We start from the raw sequence: 17,716 nt of genomic DNA, 5'->3' as shown, positions 1-17,716 counted from the left end.
CTATCCCGTGGGTTCGCCCGCCCCGTCAAGGAGTGCGTCGGCGAGCTCCACGTCGCACACCAGCGAGTCGACGAGGCCGGCGCCGGCGGCCGCGCGCACCACCTCGGTGCGGGCGGGGCCGAGCGCGATGCCGATGACGTCGGGGATCGCGCGCAGCTGGTCGGTGCCGACCGAGATGACCCGGTCGGCGATGCCGGCGTGCACCGCGGCGCCGTCGGCGTCGAAGAACGCGCCGCTGATCTCGCCCACCGCACCGGCCCGGCTCAGGGCGCGGTGCTCGGCGTCGGTGGCGAGGGCGTACAGCGTGGACTCGCCGGGCGCCCAGGCGCCCACCCCGACGACCGCGACCGTCACCTCGGGGATCTTCGCGAAGGTGTCGGCGATGCTCGGCTGGCGGCGCAGCATGCGGGCGCTGGCCCGGTCGGTCGCGACCAGCGGCGCGTAGAACTGGTGCGCCGGCCCGCCGCTGACCCGCGCGGCGTCGCGCACCACGTCGACCGAGGTGACCTCGTCGCTGTCCAGGGCCAGCGCGCCGCTGAGCTGTACGACCGGCACGCGCGGCAGGTCGCGCAGCTCGGGCATCATCGCCGCGACGGTGCGCGAGGACGGCAGCCCCAGCACGTCCTGCGGGCCGATGGCCTGGTGCAGCACGTGCGCGGCCACCCGGCCGAGCTCGCGTCGCCGGGCGCGCGGGTCGGCCGCCTCGCCCCTGCTCCCGACGAGCGACAGGTCGACGACCACGGCGCGGGTCAGCCCCAGCGCGCTCGCCAGCCGGTCGCCCCGCGCCTCGTCGGACCCGGCCTCGGGGGCGATCTCGATGCGCACCACCCCGGTGGCCCGCGCCTCGTCGAGCAGCCGCGCCACCTTGAACCGGCTGATGCCGAGGTCGCTCGCGATCTGCACCTTCGACTCGTCGTCGAGGTAGTAGCGCCGCGCCACGGTCGTGATCAGCCGCTGGTCGCTGGGGCTGCGGTCCGACCGCGGCATGCGGCACCTCGTCTTCGCTCGGGTGGTCGAGAACTCCTGCCCGCGAATCCTTCCGGTCGCGGGTGATGTCTGCCACACTACCTCAGATGTGCAGACGGGTGCTCAAATGAGCACATGAGCCGCACGTCGGAGAGCGAGGGTTTTCCGTGCGACGCAGAGCAGCGGGCGGACGCAGCGCAGCAGGCCGCACCACCAGGGCGGTGGCCATGACCGGCGCGGCAGTCCTGACGCTGGCCGGGTGTGCCGGCTGGGGCGGGTCGGTCGGCGGTGGTGGCGCCGACACGATCAACGTGCTGATGGTCAACAACCCGCAGATGGTCGACCTGCAGCGCCTGGCGCCGCAGTTCACCCGCGAGACCGGCATCCGGGTGCGCTTCACCGTGCTGCCCGAGAACGACCTGCGCGACAAGGCCAGCCAGGAGTTCTCCAGCCAGTCGGGGCAGTACGACGTCGCGACCCTGAGCAACTTCGAGATCCCGATCTACGCCAAGAGCGGCTGGGTCGCCCCGATGGACTCCTTCCTCGCGAAGGACCCCGGCTTCGACCAGCAGGACATCCTCGGGCCGATGCGCACCGCGCTCAGCGTCGACGGGAAGGTCTACGGGCAGCCGTTCTACGGCGAGTCCTCCTTCCTCATGTACCGCAAGGACGTGCTCGCGGCGAAGGGCATCACGATGCCGGCCAACCCGACCTGGACCCAGGTCGCCGACATCGCGGCCAAGGTCGACGGCGCCCAGCCCGGCATGCGCGGCATCTGCCTGCGCGGGCAGCCCGGCTGGGGGCAGCTGTTCGCCCCGCTCACCACCGTCGTCAACACCTTCGGCGGCACCTGGTTCGACCAGGACTGGCGACCGCAGGTCGACGCGCCGGCGTTCACCCGGGCCACCTCCTTCTACGTCGACCTGGTCCGCAAGCACGGCCAGTCCGGGGCGCCGCAGGCCGGCTTCACCGAGTGCCTCAACAACCTCACCCAGGGCAACGTCGCGATGTGGTACGACGCCACCTCCGGCGCCGGCTCGCTCGAGGCCGCGGGATCGCCGGTCAAGGGCAAGATCGGCTATGCCCCCGCCCCGGTCATGCGCACCAAGAGCTCGGGCTGGCTCTACACCTGGGCGTGGGCCATCGAGCAGGCCAGCACCAAGAAGGACCAGGCCTGGAAGTTCGTCTCCTGGGCCAGCTCCAAGCGGTACGAGCAGCTCGTCGGCGAGCGCATCGGCTGGTCCAGCGTCCCGGCCGGCAAGCGCGCCTCGACGTACGCCGACCCGCGCTACCTGCAGGCGGCCGGCGCCTTCGCCCCGGCCACCAAGAAGGCCATCGAGACGGCGATGCCCACGAACCCGGGTCTGCAGCCACGACCCGCACCGGGCATCCAGTTCGTCGGCATCCCCGAGTTCCCCGACCTCGGCACCCAGGTCAGCCAGGAGGTCAGCTCGGCGATCGCCGGCAAGACCAGCGTGGGCGACGCCCTCGACCTCGGCCAGCAGCTGGCCGACGACGTGGCCCGTCCCTACCGAGAGGGGGAGCGAGGATGAGCGCCGCCGTCGACGAGCGTCCGACTACCGAGCGTCCGCAGACCAGTCCCGCGCTGGCCCGGGCCGGCGGCTGGGCCAGGCGCGCCCCGCTGCTGCCGGCGCTGGTGTTCCTGATCGTCGTGACCCAGCTGCCGTTCCTGGTCACCCTGTTCGTGTCGTTCATGAACTGGAACGCCTACTACCCCGACGAGCGCGGGTTCGCCGGCTTCAGCAACTTCGCGGCCGTGCTGACCGACGTGAGCGCACGCCGGGCGATCCTCGTGACGATCGTGCTCACCGCGTCGGTCGTGCTGTTCTCGCTGCTGCTCGGCCTCGGCATCGCGCTGCTGCTGGACCGCAGGTTCCGCGGTCGGGGAGTGGTGCGCACCATGATGATCACGCCGTTCCTCGTGGTGCCCGTCGCGGCCGCGCTGCTGTGGAAGCACGCGCTCTACAACCCCGAGTACGGCCTGTTCAACGGGCTGCTGCGGACGGTCCTCGGCGACGACGCGCCGCAGCCGGACTGGATCACGAACAACCCGCTGATCGCGATCGTCGCCTCGCTGGTGTGGCAGTGGACCCCGTTCATGATGCTCATCCTGCTGGCGGGGCTGCAGAGCCGCCCGATGGACGTCGTCGAGGCGGCCCGCATCGACGGCGCCTCGCCGTGGCAGATCTTCACCCACATGACGCTGCCGCACCTGCGGCCCTACATCGAGCTGTCCGGGCTGCTCGGCGCGATCTACGTGGTGCAGAACTTCGACGCGGTCTTCACGATCACCTCGGGCGGGCTCGGGACCGCGAACCTGCCGTACTTCATCTACCAGACCTTCTACACCGCCCACGACTACGGCCGGGCCTCGGCCGCCGGCGTCGTGGTCGTGCTGGGCACCATCGTCATCGCGACCTTCGCGCTGCGCACGGTGCTCAGCCTGTTCCGAGAGGAGTCGTGATGACCACCGTCGCCGAGGCCCAGAAGGGCCCCGACTCCCGGGCCGCCGGCCGCAGGCCACGCTCGGGCCTGCTGCTCACCGGCCTCGCCTGGATGGTCGGCATCCTGTTCGTGCTCCCCGTGGCGTGGATGGTGCTCACCTCCTTCCACAGCGAGACCGACGCCGCGTCCAACCCGCCCCGGTTCGCAGCACCGCTCAGCCTCGAGGGGTACCGCGCGTTCTTCGACGCCGGCCCGTGGCCGCCGCTGCTGAACTCGCTCACCGCGAGCGTCGTCTCGACGATCCTGGTGCTCGTGCTCGCGCTGCCGGCGGCGTACGCCCTGTCGATCAAGCCGGTGAAGCGGTGGAGCGACGTGCTCTTCTTCTTCCTGTCGACCAAGTTCCTGCCGGTGGTCGCGGGCCTGCTCCCGGTCTACCTGTTCGCCCAGCAGGTCAACCTGCTCGACAACATCTGGCTGCTGGTCGTGCTCTACACCTCGATGAACCTGCCGATCGCGGTGTGGATGCTGCGCTCGTTCCTCGCCGAGGTGCCCGACGAGATGCTGGAGGCCGCCCAGGTCGACGGCGCCGGGCTGGTCCGCACGCTGCGCGAGATCATCGCGCCGGTGATCATGCCGGGCGTCGCGGCCGCGGCCCTGATCTGCTTCATCTTCTCCTGGAACGAGCTGCTGTTCGCCCGGGTGCTCACCGGCACCCAGGCGCAGACCGCGCCGGTCTTCCTCACCGGGTTCGTCACCAGCCAGGGGCTGTTCCTGGCCAAGGTCTGCGCCGCCTCGCTCGTGGTGTCGCTGCCGGTGCTCGCCGCGGGCTTCGCCGCCCAGGACAAGCTGGTGCAGGGTCTGTCGATGGGAGCCGTGCGATGAGCAACGCCCCGATCCCGTTGTCGGACAACACGATCGGCGAGCTCGCCGACCGCCTCCCGACCCCGACGTACGACCGTGGCCGGGTGACCCCCGGCATCGTCCACCTGGGCGTGGGCGGGTTCCACCGCGCCCACCAGGCGATGTACCTCGACGCGCTGATGAACCGCGGTGAGGCCCTCGACTGGGGCATCGTCGGCGTCGGGGTGCTGCCGCACGACCGGCGCATCGCCGAGACGCTGCAGGCCCAGGACGGCCTCTACACCCTGGTGCAGAAGCACTCCGACGGCCGGCTCGAGGCGCGGGTGGTCGGCAGCATCGTGCGCATGCTGCTCGCCCCGGACGACCCCGAGGCGGTGCTGCAGGCGATGGCCGACCCGCGGGTGCGCATCGTGTCGCTGACCATCACCGAGGGCAGCTATCTGGTCAACCAGGCGACGGGGGAGTTCGACCCCGACCACCCCTCGATCCAGCCCGACCTCGTGCCGGGCGCGGTGCCCGCCACCGCGTTCGGCCTGATCGTCGAGGCGCTGCGGCGACGGCGCGCGGCGGGCGTCGCGCCGTTCACCGTGATGTCGTGCGACAACCTGCCCGGCAACGGCGACGTCGCCCGCAGCACCATCACCGCCTTCGCCCGGCTGCTGGACCCCGAGCTCGCCGACTGGATGCGCGAGCACGTCGCCTTCCCCAACGGGATGGTCGACCGGATCACCCCGGTCACCTCGTCCGAGGACGTGCGTCGGGTCGCCGACGAGCTGGGCGTCGACGACGGCTGGCCGGTGGTGTGCGAGCCGTTCACCCAGTGGGTGCTGGAAGACGAGTTCCCTTCGGGCAGACCGCCGTTCGAGGACGCCGGCGTGCAGATGGTCGACGACGTCGTGCCGTTCGAGCTGATGAAGCTGCGGCTGCTCAACGCCTCGCACCAGGCGCTGTGCTACCTGGGCTACCTCTCCGGCTACCGCTACGCCCACGAGGTCTGCCAGGACCCCGTCTTCGTCGACCTCCTGCTCGGCTACATGCGCGAGGAGGGCCTGCCCACGCTGCCCGAGGTCCCCGGCGCCGACCTCGAGGACTACACCCGCACCCTCGTCGAGCGGTTCGCCAACCCGGAGGTGCGCGACACGCTCGCGCGGCTGTGCGCCGAGAGCTCCGACCGGATCCCCAAGTGGCTGGTCCCGGTGATCCGCGACGACCTCGACGCGGGCCGGCCGGTGGAGCGGTCGGCGCTGGTCGTCGCGTCCTGGGCCCGCTACGCCGAGGGCGTCGACGAGCAGGGCGAGCCGATCGAGGTCGTCGACCACCGCAAGGAGGCCGTCATGGCCGCGGCCGCCCGTCGCGCCGAGGACCCGCTGGCCTTCCTGCGCGACCCCACGCTGTTCGGCGACCTCGCCGAGCGCCCGGCCTTCACCGAGCCCTACCTGCGGCACCTGGAGTCGCTGCACGCCCGCGGCGCGCACGCGACCACCGAGGCCGTCGTGGCCTCGCTACGGTGACCGGGATGACCGCGCAGCCGAGGACCGCCGCATGAGCAGACGGCTCGTCGCCGGGGTCGACTCCTCCACGCAGTCCTGCAAGGTCGTCGTCCACGACGCCGCCACCGGCGAGCTGGTCCGCGAGGGCCGGGCGCCGCACCCCGACGGCACGCAGGTGTCGGCGCAGGCCTGGTGGGACGCCTACCGCACGGCGACCGACGGCGGTCTGCTCGACGGCGTCGAGGCCGTCGCCGTGGGCGGGCAGCAGCACGGCATGGTCACGCTCGGCGACGACGACGAGCTGGTCCGCGACGCGCTGCTGTGGAACGACACCCGCTCGGCCGGCGACGCGCGCGACCTGGTCGACGAGCTCGGCGGGCCGCAGGCGTGGGTCGACCGGGTGGGCGCCGTGCCGGTCGCGAGCTTCACCGTCAGCAAGCTGCGCTGGCTGGCCCGCCACGAGCCCGACAACGCCGCCCGCACCGCGACGGTCGTCCTCCCGCACGACTGGCTCACCGGCCGGATCCTCAAGGACGGCAACGGTTTCCAGCGGTGGGTCACCGACCGCGGCGACGCCTCGGGCACCGGCTACTGGTCCGCGGCTACCGGCCACTACGACCGCGACATCGTCCGCCTGGCCTTCGGCCGTGACCTGCACCTGCCCGAGGTGCTGGGCCCGGCCGAGCCCGCCGGGCGCACCGCCGACGGGATGCTCGTGGCCGCCGGCACCGGAGACAACATGGGCGCCGCCCTCGGGCTTGGCCTGCGCCGCGGCGACGTGGTGCTCTCGCTCGGCACGAGCGGCACGGTCTTCGCCGACGACGACGCGGCCACCGGCGACGCCCAGGGTTATGTCGCGGGCTTCGCGAGCGCCAGCGGCGGGCGGCTGCCGCTGGCCTGCACGCTCAACGCGGCGCGGGTGCTCACCGCGGGCGCCGCGCTGCTCGGCACCGACCTGCCCGGTCTCGACGAGCTGGCGCTGCAGGCCGAGCCGGGCGCCGGCGGGCTGACCCTGCTGCCCTACCTCGACGGCGAGCGCACCCCGAACCTGCCCGACGCCACCGGCACGCTCAGCGGCCTCACCCGCGGCAACGCCACCCCGCAGAACCTCGCGCGGGCCCACGTCGAGGGCATGCTGTGCAACCTGCAGTTCAGCGTGGGCGCCCTGCAGGCGCAGGGCATCCCGGTCGAGCGGGTGCTGCTCATCGGCGGCGCGTCGGCCTCGCGCGCGGTGCGCGAGCTCACGCCGCAGATCTTCGACGTGCCGGTCGTCGTGCCGCAGCCGGGGGAGTACGTCGGGCGCGGCGCCGCGCGCCAGGCCGCCTGGGCGCTCACCGGCGAGCTGCCCGACTGGCCCCGCGCCGACGAGACGCAGCTGCCGGCGCCGAGCGACCCGCGCGCCGGCGCCCGCATCCGCGAGCAGTACGCCGCCCGCGCCCAGCACCCCTGATGCGCCCCTGACGCGGCCCTGACGCGGGCCCTGGACCGGTTTCCGGCCGGCTCCCGGCCGGCCCCCGGCACGACGGAGGCCCGCCGGTGGGTGCGCTCAGGCGCACCGTCCGACGGGCCTCCGCGAGGGCGTACGGCGGGTCAGCGGGAGGCGTTCGTCGCCTGCTCGACGACCGGCTCCTCGACGACCTTGGCCTCGTCGGCCATGCCGCCGGGGTTGTCGCCGCCCTGCTCGGCGCGCACGAGCTCCTCGATGCGCTTGCCGGTGTCGGCGTCGACGTTCTTCCAGTACTCGAAGGCCCGCTCCAGCACCGGCGACTTCACGCCGCCGAGCAGGTGGCCGGCGACGGTCTGCACGAACTGCTCGCGCTGCTCGTCGTCCCACACCTCGCGCACGAGCGTGCCCGCCTGGCTGAAGTCGTCGTCCTCGGCCCGCAGGGTGTACGCCTGGCGCACCATGTCGCCGTCGGTCTCCCAGCCGTCCTCGACGACCCCGACCTGGTCGGCGTAGCCGCGGCCCTCGCTGTTCGGCGCGTAGACCGGCGCGTCACCGCTGTGCTGGAAGGCCATCGGGCCGTCGAAGGTGTAGGTGTTCTGGTTCTCCACCGCCCGCGCCTGGTTGACCGGGAGCTGCAGGTAGTTCGGCCCGATCCGGTAGCGGTGGGTGTCGGCGTAGGCGAACGCCCGGCCCAGCAGCATCTTGTCGGGGGAGAACCCGATGCCCGGCACGACCGCGCTCGGCTCGAAGGCGGCCTGCTCGATCTCGGCGAAGAAGTTCTCCGGGTTGCGGTTGAGGGTCATCGTCCCGACCTTGATCAGCGGGTAGTCGCTGTGCGGCCACACCTTGGTCAGGTCGAACGGGTTGATCCGGTAGGTCTTGGCGTCCTCGTAGGGCATCACCTGCACCGACAGCGTCCAGCTCGGGAAGTCGCCCTGGTCGATCGCGTCGTACAGGTCGCGCCGGTGGTGGTCGGCGTCCTGCCCGGCGATGCGGGTGGCCTCCTCGCCGGTCAGGCCCTCGACGCCCTGGTTGCTGTGGAAGTGGTACTTCACCCAGTGCTTCTCGCCGGCCTCGTTGATCCACAGGTACGTGTGCGACCCGTAGCCGTTCATGTGCCGGAAGGTCTTGGGGATGCCGCGGTCGCCCATCAGGTAGGTCACCTGGTGCGCCGACTCGGGGTTGAGCGACCAGAAGTCCCACTGCATGTGGTTGTCGCGCAGGCCCGAGCCGCCGCGGCGCTTCTGGCTGCGGATGAAGTGCGGGAACTTCATCGTGTCGCGCACGAAGAAGATCGGGGTGTTGTTGCCGACGAGGTCGTAGTTGCCCTCGGGCGTGTAGAACTTCAGCGCGAACCCGCGCGGGTCGCGCCAGGTGTCGGGGGAGCCCTGCTCGCCCGCGACGGTCGAGAAGCGCGCGAGCATCTCGACCTTGCTGCCCTTCTGGAACAGCGCGGCCTTGGTGTACTTGCTGACGTCCTCGGTGCACTCGAACTCGCCGAACGCGCCCGACCCCTTGGCGTGCACGTTGCGCTCCGGCACGCGCTCGCGGTTGAAGTGGGCCATCTGGTTCACGAAGTGCACGTCGTGCAGCAGGATCGGCCCGTCCGGACCGACGGTGAGGCTGTTGCGGTCGCTCGTCGCGGGAGCGCCGGTGTCGGTGGTCGACCCGAGCTGCGCCTCCTTCGACGGGGCGGTCTGGATCGATTCCCGGGTGGGGTCGGTCTGCTGGTCTGCCATCACTGCTCCTCGGTCTGGGTACGCGCCCGGTGGGGCGGGCGAACTCGTCCGGTCGGGGCCGTGCGGCCCGCGAACTCCCAACACGCGCAGCCGATCACACCTTTCTGGAACGAGTCAAGAAGACGTGCGGGCGGTCTCACCACCTACCTACGGGTAAGGGGTGACGAACGTCTCCCGGACTGGACCAAATCTCCTTCGCCGGCAAACACTTCGATCTGGAAGAATGGTCGGCATGTCCTTCGCCGCCTACCGCAGCGTGCTCTCGCGCCCGCGTGCTCGCCAGGTCCTGCTGCTCGGGCTGCTGCTGCGCATCCCGATCTTCGGCACCGGCGTGCTGCTGATGCTGCACGTGGTGAACCAGCTGGGGCGCAGCTGGGGCGAGGCCGGTCTGGTGTCGGCGGTCGCGACCATCGCGATCGCGGTCAGCGGGCCGTGGCGCGGGCGGCTGCTGGACAAGCACGGCCTGCGCAAGGTCGTCGCGCCCTCGCTGGTGATCACCGGCTCGGCCTGGGCGGTCGCGCCGTTCGTCGGCTACTGGCCGCTGCTCGTGCTCGCCGGCGTGGCCGGGCTGTTCGTCGTGCCGATCTTCTCGGTGGCGCGCCAGGGCATCATCGCCGCCGTCCCGATCCACGAGCGGCGCACCGCGCTCTCGGTCGACGGGGTCGCGGTCGAGCTGGCGTACATGTCCGGGCCGGCCGTGGCCGTGTGGGCCGGCACCCAGTGGGGCACCGCCCCGACCCTGTTCGTCGTGCAGATGCTGGCCGTCCTCGGGGGAGGCGTCCTGTGGCTGCTCGACCCGCCGCTGCGCGAGGAGGGCTCCGCCGACGACGCGGTCGCCCTCCCGCGCGCGAGCTGGTTCCGGCCGCGCTTCGTCGTGCTGTGCCTCGCGGCCGCCGCCTCGACCCTGGTGCTGGTCGGCAGCGAGGTCTCGGTCGTGGCCGCGCTGCAGGGCTGGGGCCAGTACGCCCTTCTCGGACTGGTCTTCGCCGGCTGGGGCCTGGGGTCGATCGTCGGCGGCCTGACCTACGGCGCGCTCTCGCGCGGCTTCTCCCCGTTCCTGCTGCTCGCCGGCCTCGCGGTGGTCACCATGCCGATGGCCCTGGCCGGCTCGGCCTACACCTTCGCCGCGCTCGCGTTCGTCGCCGGCCTGCTGTGCGCCCCGACGATCACCGCGTCGGTCGAGGCGGTCAGCCGGGTCGTGCCGACCGCGGCGCGCGGGGAGGCGATGGGCTGGCACGGCTCGTGCATGACCGCGGGCTCGGCCGCGGCCGCACCGGTCGCCGGGTTCGTCATCGACCACGGCGGCTACCAGCCGGCGATCCTGGTCGTGAGCGTCGCGGGGCTGGCCGTCGCGCTCGCCGGCGGCGCCTCGGCGCTGTTCGCGCGCCGGCGCCGCCTGGCCCTGGCCGCCTGAGGCGAGATTTCGCGCAGACGGCGCGGGTGCGTACACTGGTGGCACCGACTGTCGTGCTCGCACGGCAGTGTGCAAGAGAAGCCCCGCTTCCACCCGCGTCGACAGGCATGTCGCCGGGTTCTCGGTCACGGACCTGACGGTCGGCAGCCGCGCTGTCGTCGTCCGGCGCTGCGGCGTCGCCCGGTCCCGATCGCTTCGAAGGCTCCTCGCGCACCCCGGTCGCGAGGGGCCTTTCCTCGTTCCCGGGCGTCACCGCACGCAACACGAAGGAGCAGACATCAGCGCTGAGCCCCGTATCAACGAGCGCATCCGGGTTCCGGAGGTGCGCCTCGTCGGGCCCAACGGCGAGCAGGTGGGCATCGTCCGCGTCGAGGACGCGCTGCGCCTGGCCACCGAGGCCGACCTCGACCTGGTCGAGGTCGCTCCCATGGCCAAGCCGCCGGTCGCCAAGCTCATGGACTACGGCAAGTACAAGTACGAAGCCGCCATGAAGGCCCGTGAGGCACGCAAGAACCAGGTCAACACGGTCATCAAGGAGATCAAGCTCCGCCCGAAGATCGACCCGCACGACTACGGCACCAAGAAGGGCCACGTCGAGCGGTTCCTCAAGGCGGGCGACAAGGTCAAGGTGACCATCATGTTCCGCGGTCGCGAGCAGTCCCGCCCCGAGCTGGGCTTCCGGCTGCTGCAGCGTCTCGCCGAGGACGTCCAGGAGCTGGGCTTCGTCGAGAGCTCGCCCAAGCAGGACGGCCGCAACATGATCATGGTGCTCGGGCCGACCCGCAAGAAGGCCGAGGCCAAGGCGGAGGACCGCCGCCGGCGCCAGGCCGAGGAGAAGGCCGCCCGCGAGCAGGGCGAGCCGACCGCCGCGGAGTGAGCCGCGCGGCGGCCCCGGCCGCCGCCCCAGAACTTGTCGCGAGCCCCTCGCGACACCATCGATCGACGCCCTGACGGCGTCGAGGACAGCGAAAGAGGAGATCGGCACATGCCGAAGATGAAGACGCACAGCGGTGCCAAGAAGCGCTTCCGCGTGACGGGCTCGGGCAAGATCAAGCGCCAGCGCGCCCGCCACGTGCACAAGTTCCAGGAGCGCAGCAAGCGCCAGACCCGCCGCCTGGTGCCCGACGTCGTCGTGGCCCCGGCCGACGAGGCCAAGATCAAGCGCCTGCTCGGCAAGTAAGCCCCCTTCACCTCACCAGACCCCAGGAGATTCAGACATGGCACGCGTGAAGCGGGCAGTCAACGCCCAGAAGAAGCGCCGCACCGTCCTCGAGCAGGCCAGCGGCTACCGCGGTCAGCGCTCGCGGCTCTACCGCAAGGCCAAGGAGCAGGTCACCCACTCCCTCGGCTACAGCTACCGCGACCGTCGCGCCCGCAAGGGTGACTTCCGTCGGCTGTGGATCCAGCGGATCAACGCCGGCTGCCGCGCCAACGGCATGACCTACAACCGGTTCGTCCAGGGCCTCAAGGCCGCCGGTGTCGAGGTCGACCGCCGCATGCTCGCCGAGATGGCCGTCAACGACCCCACCGCGTTCGCCGCGATGGTCGAGGTGGCCAAGGCCAACGTGCCCGCGCAGGCCCCCGCCGGCGACAAGGCCGGCTCCGCGGCCTGACCGCGCCCCGAGCAGCCACTGTTCCCGCAGAGCGCCGACCGAGTGCCCGTGCTGACCAATCCCCGCGCCCAGCGGGTGAAGTCGGTGCGTGCCCTCGGTCGGCGCTCTGCGCGTGAGCGGGCCGGCCGGTTCGTCGCGGAGGGTCCGCAGGCCGTACGCGAGGCGCTGGCCTTCGCGCCCGGCACCGTCGTCGAGGTCTACGCCGAGCCCGGCGTCGCCGAGCGGCACGCCGACCTGCTGACCGCCGCCGCCGCGGCCGGCGTGCCCGTCCACGAGACGAGCCCCGAGGTGCTGAGCGCCATGGCCGGCACCGAGCACCCGCAGGGCCTGATCGCCGTCTGCCGGCCCGTCGACGTGCCGCTCGCGCAGGCGCTCGGTCCCGACCCCCGGCTGGTCGTGGTGCTCACCAACGTGCGCGACCCCGGCAACGCCGGCACGGTCATCCGCTGCGCCGACGCGGTCGGGGCCGACGCCGTCGTGGTGTCGGCCGCCAGCGTCGACATCTACAACCCCAAGGTGGTCCGCTCCACCGCCGGCTCGCTGTGGCACCTGCCGCTCGTGCGCGGCGTCGAGATCGAGCAGGCGCTCGAGGCGTGCAGCGCGCGCGGGCTGCGGGTGCTGGCCGCCGACGGGGCCGGCAGCACGCTGCTGCCGCAGGTCGATCTCACCGGGCCGCACGCCTGGGTGATGGGCAACGAGGCCTGGGGGCTGGAGGAGGCGGTGCGCGAGCGCTGCGACGACGTGGTCCGGGTGCCCATCCACGGCCACGCCGAGTCGCTCAACCTCGCGATGGCCGCGACCGTGTGCCTCTACGCCTCGGCCGGTGCCCAGCGGGGCCCGTCGTGAGCCCGGCGTCGCGTCGCGAGCCGCCGGCGTTCGAGCCGATCAGCACCGACCTGAGCGAGCTCATCGAGGTGCTGCCCGAGGGCTTCGTCCTCGCCGACGCCGACCGCACCCTGCTGCTGGCCAACTCCCGCGCCGAGCAGCTCACCGGGCTGCCGCTGCTGGACCGCCTCGGCGACGACGTCACCACCGCGCTGCCGCTGCACGACCGCGAGCACCGCTCCTGGTGGGAGGCGCTCGACCCGTTCGGCGGGCTGCACACCCGCACCCGGTTCACCGAGCAGCTGCTGCACCTGCCGCAGGGCCGGGCGGTGCTGCTGGCCGCGCGCATCGTGCGCGACCCCGACCGGTCGGTCCGCCGCGTCGTGGTCACCCTGCGCGACCCGCGCACCCGCGAGCGCAACGACGCCGACAGCTTCGCGCTGATCACCACCGTCGCGCACGAGCTGCGCGCCCCGCTCACCAGCGTGCGCGGGTTCAGCCGCACCCTGCGCCAGCGCTGGGACCAGCTGCGCGACGAGCAGAAGATGTGGATGCTCGAGGCCATCGAGGGCGACGCCGACCGGCTCAGCCGCCTGGTCAGCGAGCTGCTCGACGTCTCGCGCATCGACACCGGCCGGCTCACCCTCGTGCGCCAGCCGGTCGACCTGCTCGAGATCGTCAGCGGCCAGGTGGCCGGCCTCCTCGCCGCCGGGCACAGCCCCGACCGGTTCCAGGTCAGCCCGGCCCCGCAGCCGCCGCACCTGTGGGCCGACCCCGACCGCATCACCCAGGTCGTCGGCAACCTGCTCGAGAACGCCATCCGCCACGGCGCCGGCCTGGTGCGGGTCTCCATCGAGCAGGACCGGCAGCCCGACGGCCCCGACGAGGTCGTGCTGCGCGTCCTCGACGACGGTCCAGGAGTGCCCGAGGAGCAGCGCGAGCTGGTGTTCAGCCGCTTCTGGCAGGGCCGCTCGCGCGGCGGCAGCGGCCTGGGGCTCTACGTCGTGCGCAGCCTCGTCGAGGCGCACGGCGGCCGGGTCGCCTACGAGCCCGCACCCTCCGGGGGAGCGGGGTTCGTCGTCCGGCTCCCCGTGGGCGAGCCGCCGCCGGCGCGCTGAGCCGGCACGGACGTACGCCGGGGGCAAACTCCGTTGTCGGCGGCGCGGCGCCCGTCGATAGACTTGTCCCACGAGCACGCCCGCGGCCCAGCCGTGGGCGTCGCTGCCGTTCCGTCCCCGCGAAATGAGATCGATGTCCGGCCCCAACAGCCAGTACGACCCGGTCGAGGTGAGCGCGCTCGACCCGGCCAACGTCGAGGCGGCCGTCGACGCCGCGCTGCAGGCGATCGCCGAGGCGAGCACCCTCGAGGAGCTCAAGGCGGTCCGCCCGGCGCACCAGGGCGACAAGAGCCCGCTGGCGCTCGCCAACCGTGAGATCGGCGCGCTGCCGCCCACCGCCAAGGCCGACGCCGGCAAGCGGGTCGGGCAGGCGCGCGGCCGGGTGGCGCAGGCGATGAAGGAGCGGCAGGCCGCGCTCGAGGCCGAGCGCGACGCGCGCATCCTCGTCGAGGAGGCCGTCGACGTCACGATGGTGCCGGGGCGCCTGCCGCTCGGGCGGCGCCACCCCGTCGAGCTGATGGCCCAGCGGATCGCCGACATCTTCGTCGGCATGGGCTGGGAGATCGCCGAGGGGCCCGAGGTCGAGGCCGAGTGGTTCAACTTCGACGCGCTCAACTTCGACGCCGACCACCCGGCGCGCCAGATGCAGGACACGTTCTACGTCGACCCGCCGCAGGACGGGCTGGTCCTGCGCACGCACACCTCCCCGGTGCAGGCGCGCGCGATGCTCGAGCGCGGCGTCCCGCTGTACGTCGGGGTCCCCGGCAAGGTCTTCCGCACCGACGAGCTCGACGCCACGCACATGCCGGTCTTCCACCAGATCGAGGGCCTGGCCGTCGACGAGGGGCTGACGATGGCCCACCTCAAGGGCACGCTCGACCGGCTGGCGAGCGAGCTGTTCGGCGACGGCATCACCACCCGGCTGCGCCCGTCGTACTTCCCGTTCACCGAGCCCAGCGCCGAGATGGACCTGCGCTGCTTCGTCTGCCAGGGGCGCGACCCCGACTGCCGCGCCTGCTCCGGCACCGGCTGGATCGAGTGGGGCGGCTGCGGCATGGTCAACCGCAACGTGCTGGCCGCGGTGGGGGTCGACCCCGACCGCTACACCGGCTTCGCCTTCGGCATGGGCATCGACCGCGCCCTGATGTTCCGCACGGGCGTCTCCGACATGCGCGACATGTTCGAGGGCGACGTCCGCTTCAACGCACAGTTCGGACTGGAGGTCTGATGCTCGTCCCGATCGACTGGCTGGGCGAGTACGTCGACCTGCCCGAAGGCGTCAGCGGTGCCCAGGTCGCCGCCGACCTGGTGCGCGTCGGCCTCGAGGAGGAGAGCATCCGGGGCGGTGACATCACCGGCCCGCTGGTGGTCGGCAGGGTGCTCACCCAGGAGCCCGAGCCGCAGAAGAACGGCAAGACCATCAACTGGTGCACCGTCGACGTCGGCGACGCGAACGGCACGGGCGAGCCGCAGGGCATCGTCTGCGGCGCGCACAACTTCGGCGTCGGCGACCTCGTGGTGGTCGTGCTGCCGGGGGCGGTGCTGCCGGGCGGGTTCGAGATCTCGGCGCGCAAGACGTACGGCCACGTGAGCGCCGGCATGATCTGCTCCGCCGAGGAGCTGGGCCTGCCGAGCGATGGCACCGACGGCATCATCGTGCTGTCGGCCGACGAGGGCCTCGTGCCGGGCCAGGACGCCATCGCGCTGCTCGGGCTCGACCGCGAGACCGTCGAGGTCAACATCACCCCCGACCGCGGCTACTGCTTCAGCCTGCGCGGCATCGCGCGGGAGTTCTCCCACTCCACCGGCGCGGCGTTCACCGACCCGGCGCTGGCCCCGGCCGAGCGCGCCCCGGCCGCCACCGGCGACGGGTTCCCCGTCGAGCTGCGCGACGAGGCGCCGCTGCGCGGCAACCCCGGCTGCGACCGCTACGTCGCGCGCGTGGTGCGCGGGGTCGACCCGGCCGCCGTGTCGCCGGCGTGGCTGCAGACCCGGCTCACCGAGGCGGGCATGCGGCCCATCTCGCTGCCGGTCGACGTGACCAACTACGTCATGCTCGCGCTCGGCCAGCCGCTCCACGCGTTCGACGCCGCGGCCCTCACCGGCCCGATCGTCGTACGTCGGGCTCGCCCGGGCGAGCGCCTCACCACGCTCGACGACGTGGCGCGCGAGCTGTCCCCCGAGGACCTGCTCATCACCGACACCGGCGAGACGCCGCTGGCCATCGCCGGCGTGATGGGCGGCGCCACCAGCGAGGTCGGCCCGCAGACCACCGACCTGCTGATCGAGTCGGCCCACTTCGACCCGACCACGGTGGCGCGCAGCAGCCGCCGCCACCGGCTGTCGACCGAGGCGAGCAAGCGCTACGAGCGCGGCGTCGACCCCGACGTCGCGGCGGCGGCGGCCCAGCTGGCCGTCGACCTGCTCGTCGAGCACGGCGGCGGCACCGCCGACCCCGCGGTCACCGACGTCGACGAGCGGCGCCCGGTCGAGCCGATCGCGTTCGAGCCTGGCCTCGCCTCGCGACTCGTCGGCGTCGACTACCCGCGCGAGCGCGTCGTGGAGATCCTGCGCGAGATCGGTTGTGCCGTCGACGATTCCGGCTCCGGAGACGTCTCGGTGCGGCCGCCGTCGTGGCGCCCCGACCTGCGCGGCGGGCCCGACCTCGTCGAGGAGGTCGCCCGCATCGACGGCTACGACCGGATCCCCTCGATCCTGCCGCCGGCCCCCGGCGGGCGCGGGCTCACCCACGGCCAGCAGGTGCGTCGCCTGCTCGCCGGGATGCTGGCCGCGCGCGGCCTCACCGAGGTGCTCAGCCCGCCGTTCGTCGGCGCCGAGGCGTTCGACGCGCTCGGCTACGCCGCCGACGACCCTCGCCGCACCGCCGTGCGGCTCACCAACCCGCTGCGCGAGGAGCAGCCGCTCATGCGCACCAGCCTGCTGGTGTCGCTGCTGTCGGTCGCCCACCGCAACGTCGCCCGCGGCACCGCCGACCTCGCGCTGTTCGAGATCGGGCTGGTGACGACCGGGCGCCAGGGCCAGGCACCGACGTACGACGTCGGCAGCTATCCCGGGCCCGACGCCGTGCAGCAGATCCGCGACGCCGTCCCGGAGCAGCCGCGTCACCTGGCCTTCGTGCTGAGCGGTGAGCTCGAGCGCGCCGGCTGGTGGGGCGCGGGGCGCGCCGCGGACTGGACCGACGCCACCGCCACCGTGCGCGCCGTCGCCGAGGCGCTGGCCGTCGAGGTCACGCTGCGCGCCGGCGACGAGCCGCCGTTCCACCCGGGCCGCTGCGCCGAGGTGCTGCTCGCCGACGGCACCCGGCTCGGCGTGGTGGGCGAGCTGCACCCCAAGGTCGTCCAGCGCCTCGAGCTGCCCGCGCGCACCGTCGCCGGGGAGCTCGACCTCGACGCGCTCGTGGGCGCGAGCACCGAGTCGGTCGAGGCGACGACCCTGGTGCAGCAGCCCGCCGCGCACAGCGACGTCGCGCTCGTGGTCGGCCAGGGCGTCCCGGCGGCTGCCGTCGAGGCGAGCCTGCGCGCCGGCGCCGGCGACCTGCTGGAGTCGGTGCGGCTGTTCGACGTCTACTCCGGCGACCAGCTGGAGGCCGGGCAGCGCTCGCTCGCCTTCCGCCTCGTCTTCCGCGCGCCCGACCGCACGCTGAAGACCGAGGAGGTCAACGACCTGCGCGACGCCGCCGTCCAGCAGGCCGCCACCGACCACGGCGCCGCCCAGCGCGGCTGACCCCGCGGACGTACCCCCACCCGCGGGGTGGTC

General features: G+C 72.9%; 15 protein-coding genes. 13 read left to right on the top strand and 2 right to left on the bottom strand.

Going from position 1 to position 17,716, the window contains the following annotated elements; translation table 11 throughout:
- Complete coding sequence (locus tag FB554_RS07935; RefSeq protein ID WP_142005463.1) at positions 1-987, bottom strand: sugar-binding transcriptional regulator; 987 nt, start codon at positions 985-987, stop codon at positions 1-3.
- A gap of 206 nt (positions 988-1,193) precedes the next feature.
- Between FB554_RS07935 and FB554_RS07930 the strand changes: the two genes are divergently transcribed.
- Genes FB554_RS07930 through FB554_RS07910 form a run of 5 tightly spaced genes read left to right on the top strand, consistent with a single transcriptional unit; the run spans position 1,194 to position 7,233 of the window.
- Positions 1,194-2,519: an ABC transporter substrate-binding protein gene (locus tag FB554_RS07930; RefSeq protein ID WP_142005462.1), complete on the top strand. Its 1,326-nt coding sequence runs from the start codon at positions 1,194-1,196 to the stop codon at positions 2,517-2,519.
- Positions 2,516-3,451 (top strand): carbohydrate ABC transporter permease, encoded by a 936-nt coding sequence (locus FB554_RS07925; protein WP_142005461.1) that lies wholly within the window; start codon positions 2,516-2,518, stop codon positions 3,449-3,451. The genes FB554_RS07930 and FB554_RS07925 overlap by 4 nt, the downstream gene beginning before the upstream one ends.
- Positions 3,451-4,314, top strand: a complete 864-nt coding sequence (locus FB554_RS07920; RefSeq protein ID WP_142005460.1) for a carbohydrate ABC transporter permease — start codon at positions 3,451-3,453, stop codon at positions 4,312-4,314. The genes FB554_RS07925 and FB554_RS07920 overlap by 1 nt, the downstream gene beginning before the upstream one ends.
- A complete protein-coding gene (locus FB554_RS07915) occupies positions 4,311-5,804 on the top strand; it encodes a mannitol dehydrogenase family protein (RefSeq protein WP_142005459.1) in 1,494 nt (497 codons plus the stop codon). Before FB554_RS07920 ends, FB554_RS07915 begins: the two co-directional genes overlap by 4 nt.
- 31 nt (positions 5,805-5,835) lie before the next feature.
- A complete protein-coding gene (locus FB554_RS07910) occupies positions 5,836-7,233 on the top strand; it encodes a xylulokinase (protein ID WP_142005458.1) in 1,398 nt (465 codons plus the stop codon).
- 140 nt (positions 7,234-7,373) lie between these two features.
- Here FB554_RS07910 and FB554_RS07905 read toward each other — a convergent pair whose 3' ends face one another.
- Entirely contained in the window at positions 7,374-8,969 is a 1,596-nt protein-coding gene (locus FB554_RS07905) for a catalase (protein ID WP_142005457.1), read from the bottom strand.
- 232 nt (positions 8,970-9,201) lie between these two features.
- On the opposite strand from FB554_RS07905, the gene FB554_RS07900 reads away from it, so the two are divergent.
- The 8 genes from FB554_RS07900 (at position 9,202) to pheT (ending at position 17,683) form a co-directional block, all read left to right on the top strand.
- Entirely contained in the window at positions 9,202-10,383 is a 1,182-nt protein-coding gene (locus tag FB554_RS07900; protein ID WP_142005456.1) for an MFS transporter, read from the top strand.
- A gap of 322 nt (positions 10,384-10,705) precedes the next feature.
- Entirely contained in the window at positions 10,706-11,260 is a 555-nt protein-coding gene (gene infC / locus FB554_RS07895; RefSeq protein ID WP_236022338.1) for a translation initiation factor IF-3, read from the top strand.
- A gap of 108 nt (positions 11,261-11,368) precedes the next feature.
- Positions 11,369-11,563, top strand: coding sequence for a 50S ribosomal protein L35 (gene rpmI, locus FB554_RS07890; protein WP_142005455.1), 195 nt, complete (start codon positions 11,369-11,371; stop codon positions 11,561-11,563).
- 37 nt (positions 11,564-11,600) lie between these two features.
- Positions 11,601-11,996: a 50S ribosomal protein L20 gene (rplT, locus tag FB554_RS07885; RefSeq protein WP_142005454.1), complete on the top strand. Its 396-nt coding sequence runs from the start codon at positions 11,601-11,603 to the stop codon at positions 11,994-11,996.
- A gap of 48 nt (positions 11,997-12,044) precedes the next feature.
- Complete coding sequence (locus FB554_RS07880) at positions 12,045-12,842, top strand: TrmH family RNA methyltransferase (protein WP_142005453.1); 798 nt, start codon at positions 12,045-12,047, stop codon at positions 12,840-12,842.
- Complete coding sequence (locus FB554_RS07875; protein WP_142005452.1) at positions 12,839-13,939, top strand: sensor histidine kinase; 1,101 nt, start codon at positions 12,839-12,841, stop codon at positions 13,937-13,939. The genes FB554_RS07880 and FB554_RS07875 overlap by 4 nt, the downstream gene beginning before the upstream one ends.
- A 133-nt stretch (positions 13,940-14,072) precedes the next feature.
- Positions 14,073-15,167, top strand: a complete 1,095-nt coding sequence (gene pheS / locus FB554_RS07870; RefSeq protein ID WP_142005451.1) for a phenylalanine--tRNA ligase subunit alpha — start codon at positions 14,073-14,075, stop codon at positions 15,165-15,167.
- A complete protein-coding gene (gene pheT, locus FB554_RS07865) occupies positions 15,167-17,683 on the top strand; it encodes a phenylalanine--tRNA ligase subunit beta (protein ID WP_142005450.1) in 2,517 nt (838 codons plus the stop codon). Before pheS ends, pheT begins: the two co-directional genes overlap by 1 nt.
- The last annotated feature ends 33 nt before the right edge of the window (positions 17,684-17,716 follow it).

The organism is Barrientosiimonas humi (genome assembly GCF_006716095.1).
GTDB lineage: Bacteria > Actinomycetota > Actinomycetes > Actinomycetales > Dermatophilaceae > Barrientosiimonas > Barrientosiimonas humi.
Note: the sequence above shows the minus strand (reverse complement) of the source record. Positions and strands in the feature narration are given on the sequence as shown.

What these genes read in the sequence shown, in the direction of transcription:
- pheT (WP_142005450.1), top strand. Translation starts at nt 15,167, where the DNA reads ATGCTCGTCCCGATCGACTGGCTGGGCGAGTACGTCGACCTGCCCGAA.
- FB554_RS07925 (WP_142005461.1), top strand. Translation starts at nt 2,516, where the DNA reads ATGAGCGCCGCCGTCGACGAGCGTCCGACTACCGAGCGTCCGCAGACC.
- pheS (WP_142005451.1), top strand. Translation starts at nt 14,073, where the DNA reads ATGTCCGGCCCCAACAGCCAGTACGACCCGGTCGAGGTGAGCGCGCTC.
- FB554_RS07900 (WP_142005456.1), top strand. Translation starts at nt 9,202, where the DNA reads ATGTCCTTCGCCGCCTACCGCAGCGTGCTCTCGCGCCCGCGTGCTCGC.
- FB554_RS07910 (WP_142005458.1), top strand. Translation starts at nt 5,836, where the DNA reads ATGAGCAGACGGCTCGTCGCCGGGGTCGACTCCTCCACGCAGTCCTGC.
- FB554_RS07920 (WP_142005460.1), top strand. Translation starts at nt 3,451, where the DNA reads ATGACCACCGTCGCCGAGGCCCAGAAGGGCCCCGACTCCCGGGCCGCC.
- rplT (WP_142005454.1), top strand. Translation starts at nt 11,601, where the DNA reads ATGGCACGCGTGAAGCGGGCAGTCAACGCCCAGAAGAAGCGCCGCACC.
- FB554_RS07915 (WP_142005459.1), top strand. Translation starts at nt 4,311, where the DNA reads ATGAGCAACGCCCCGATCCCGTTGTCGGACAACACGATCGGCGAGCTC.
- FB554_RS07930 (WP_142005462.1), top strand. Translation starts at nt 1,194, where the DNA reads ATGACCGGCGCGGCAGTCCTGACGCTGGCCGGGTGTGCCGGCTGGGGC.
- FB554_RS07935 (WP_142005463.1), bottom strand. Translation starts at nt 987, where the DNA reads ATGCCGCGGTCGGACCGCAGCCCCAGCGACCAGCGGCTGATCACGACC.
- FB554_RS07905 (WP_142005457.1), bottom strand. Translation starts at nt 8,969, where the DNA reads ATGGCAGACCAGCAGACCGACCCCACCCGGGAATCGATCCAGACCGCC.
- rpmI (WP_142005455.1), top strand. Translation starts at nt 11,369, where the DNA reads ATGCCGAAGATGAAGACGCACAGCGGTGCCAAGAAGCGCTTCCGCGTG.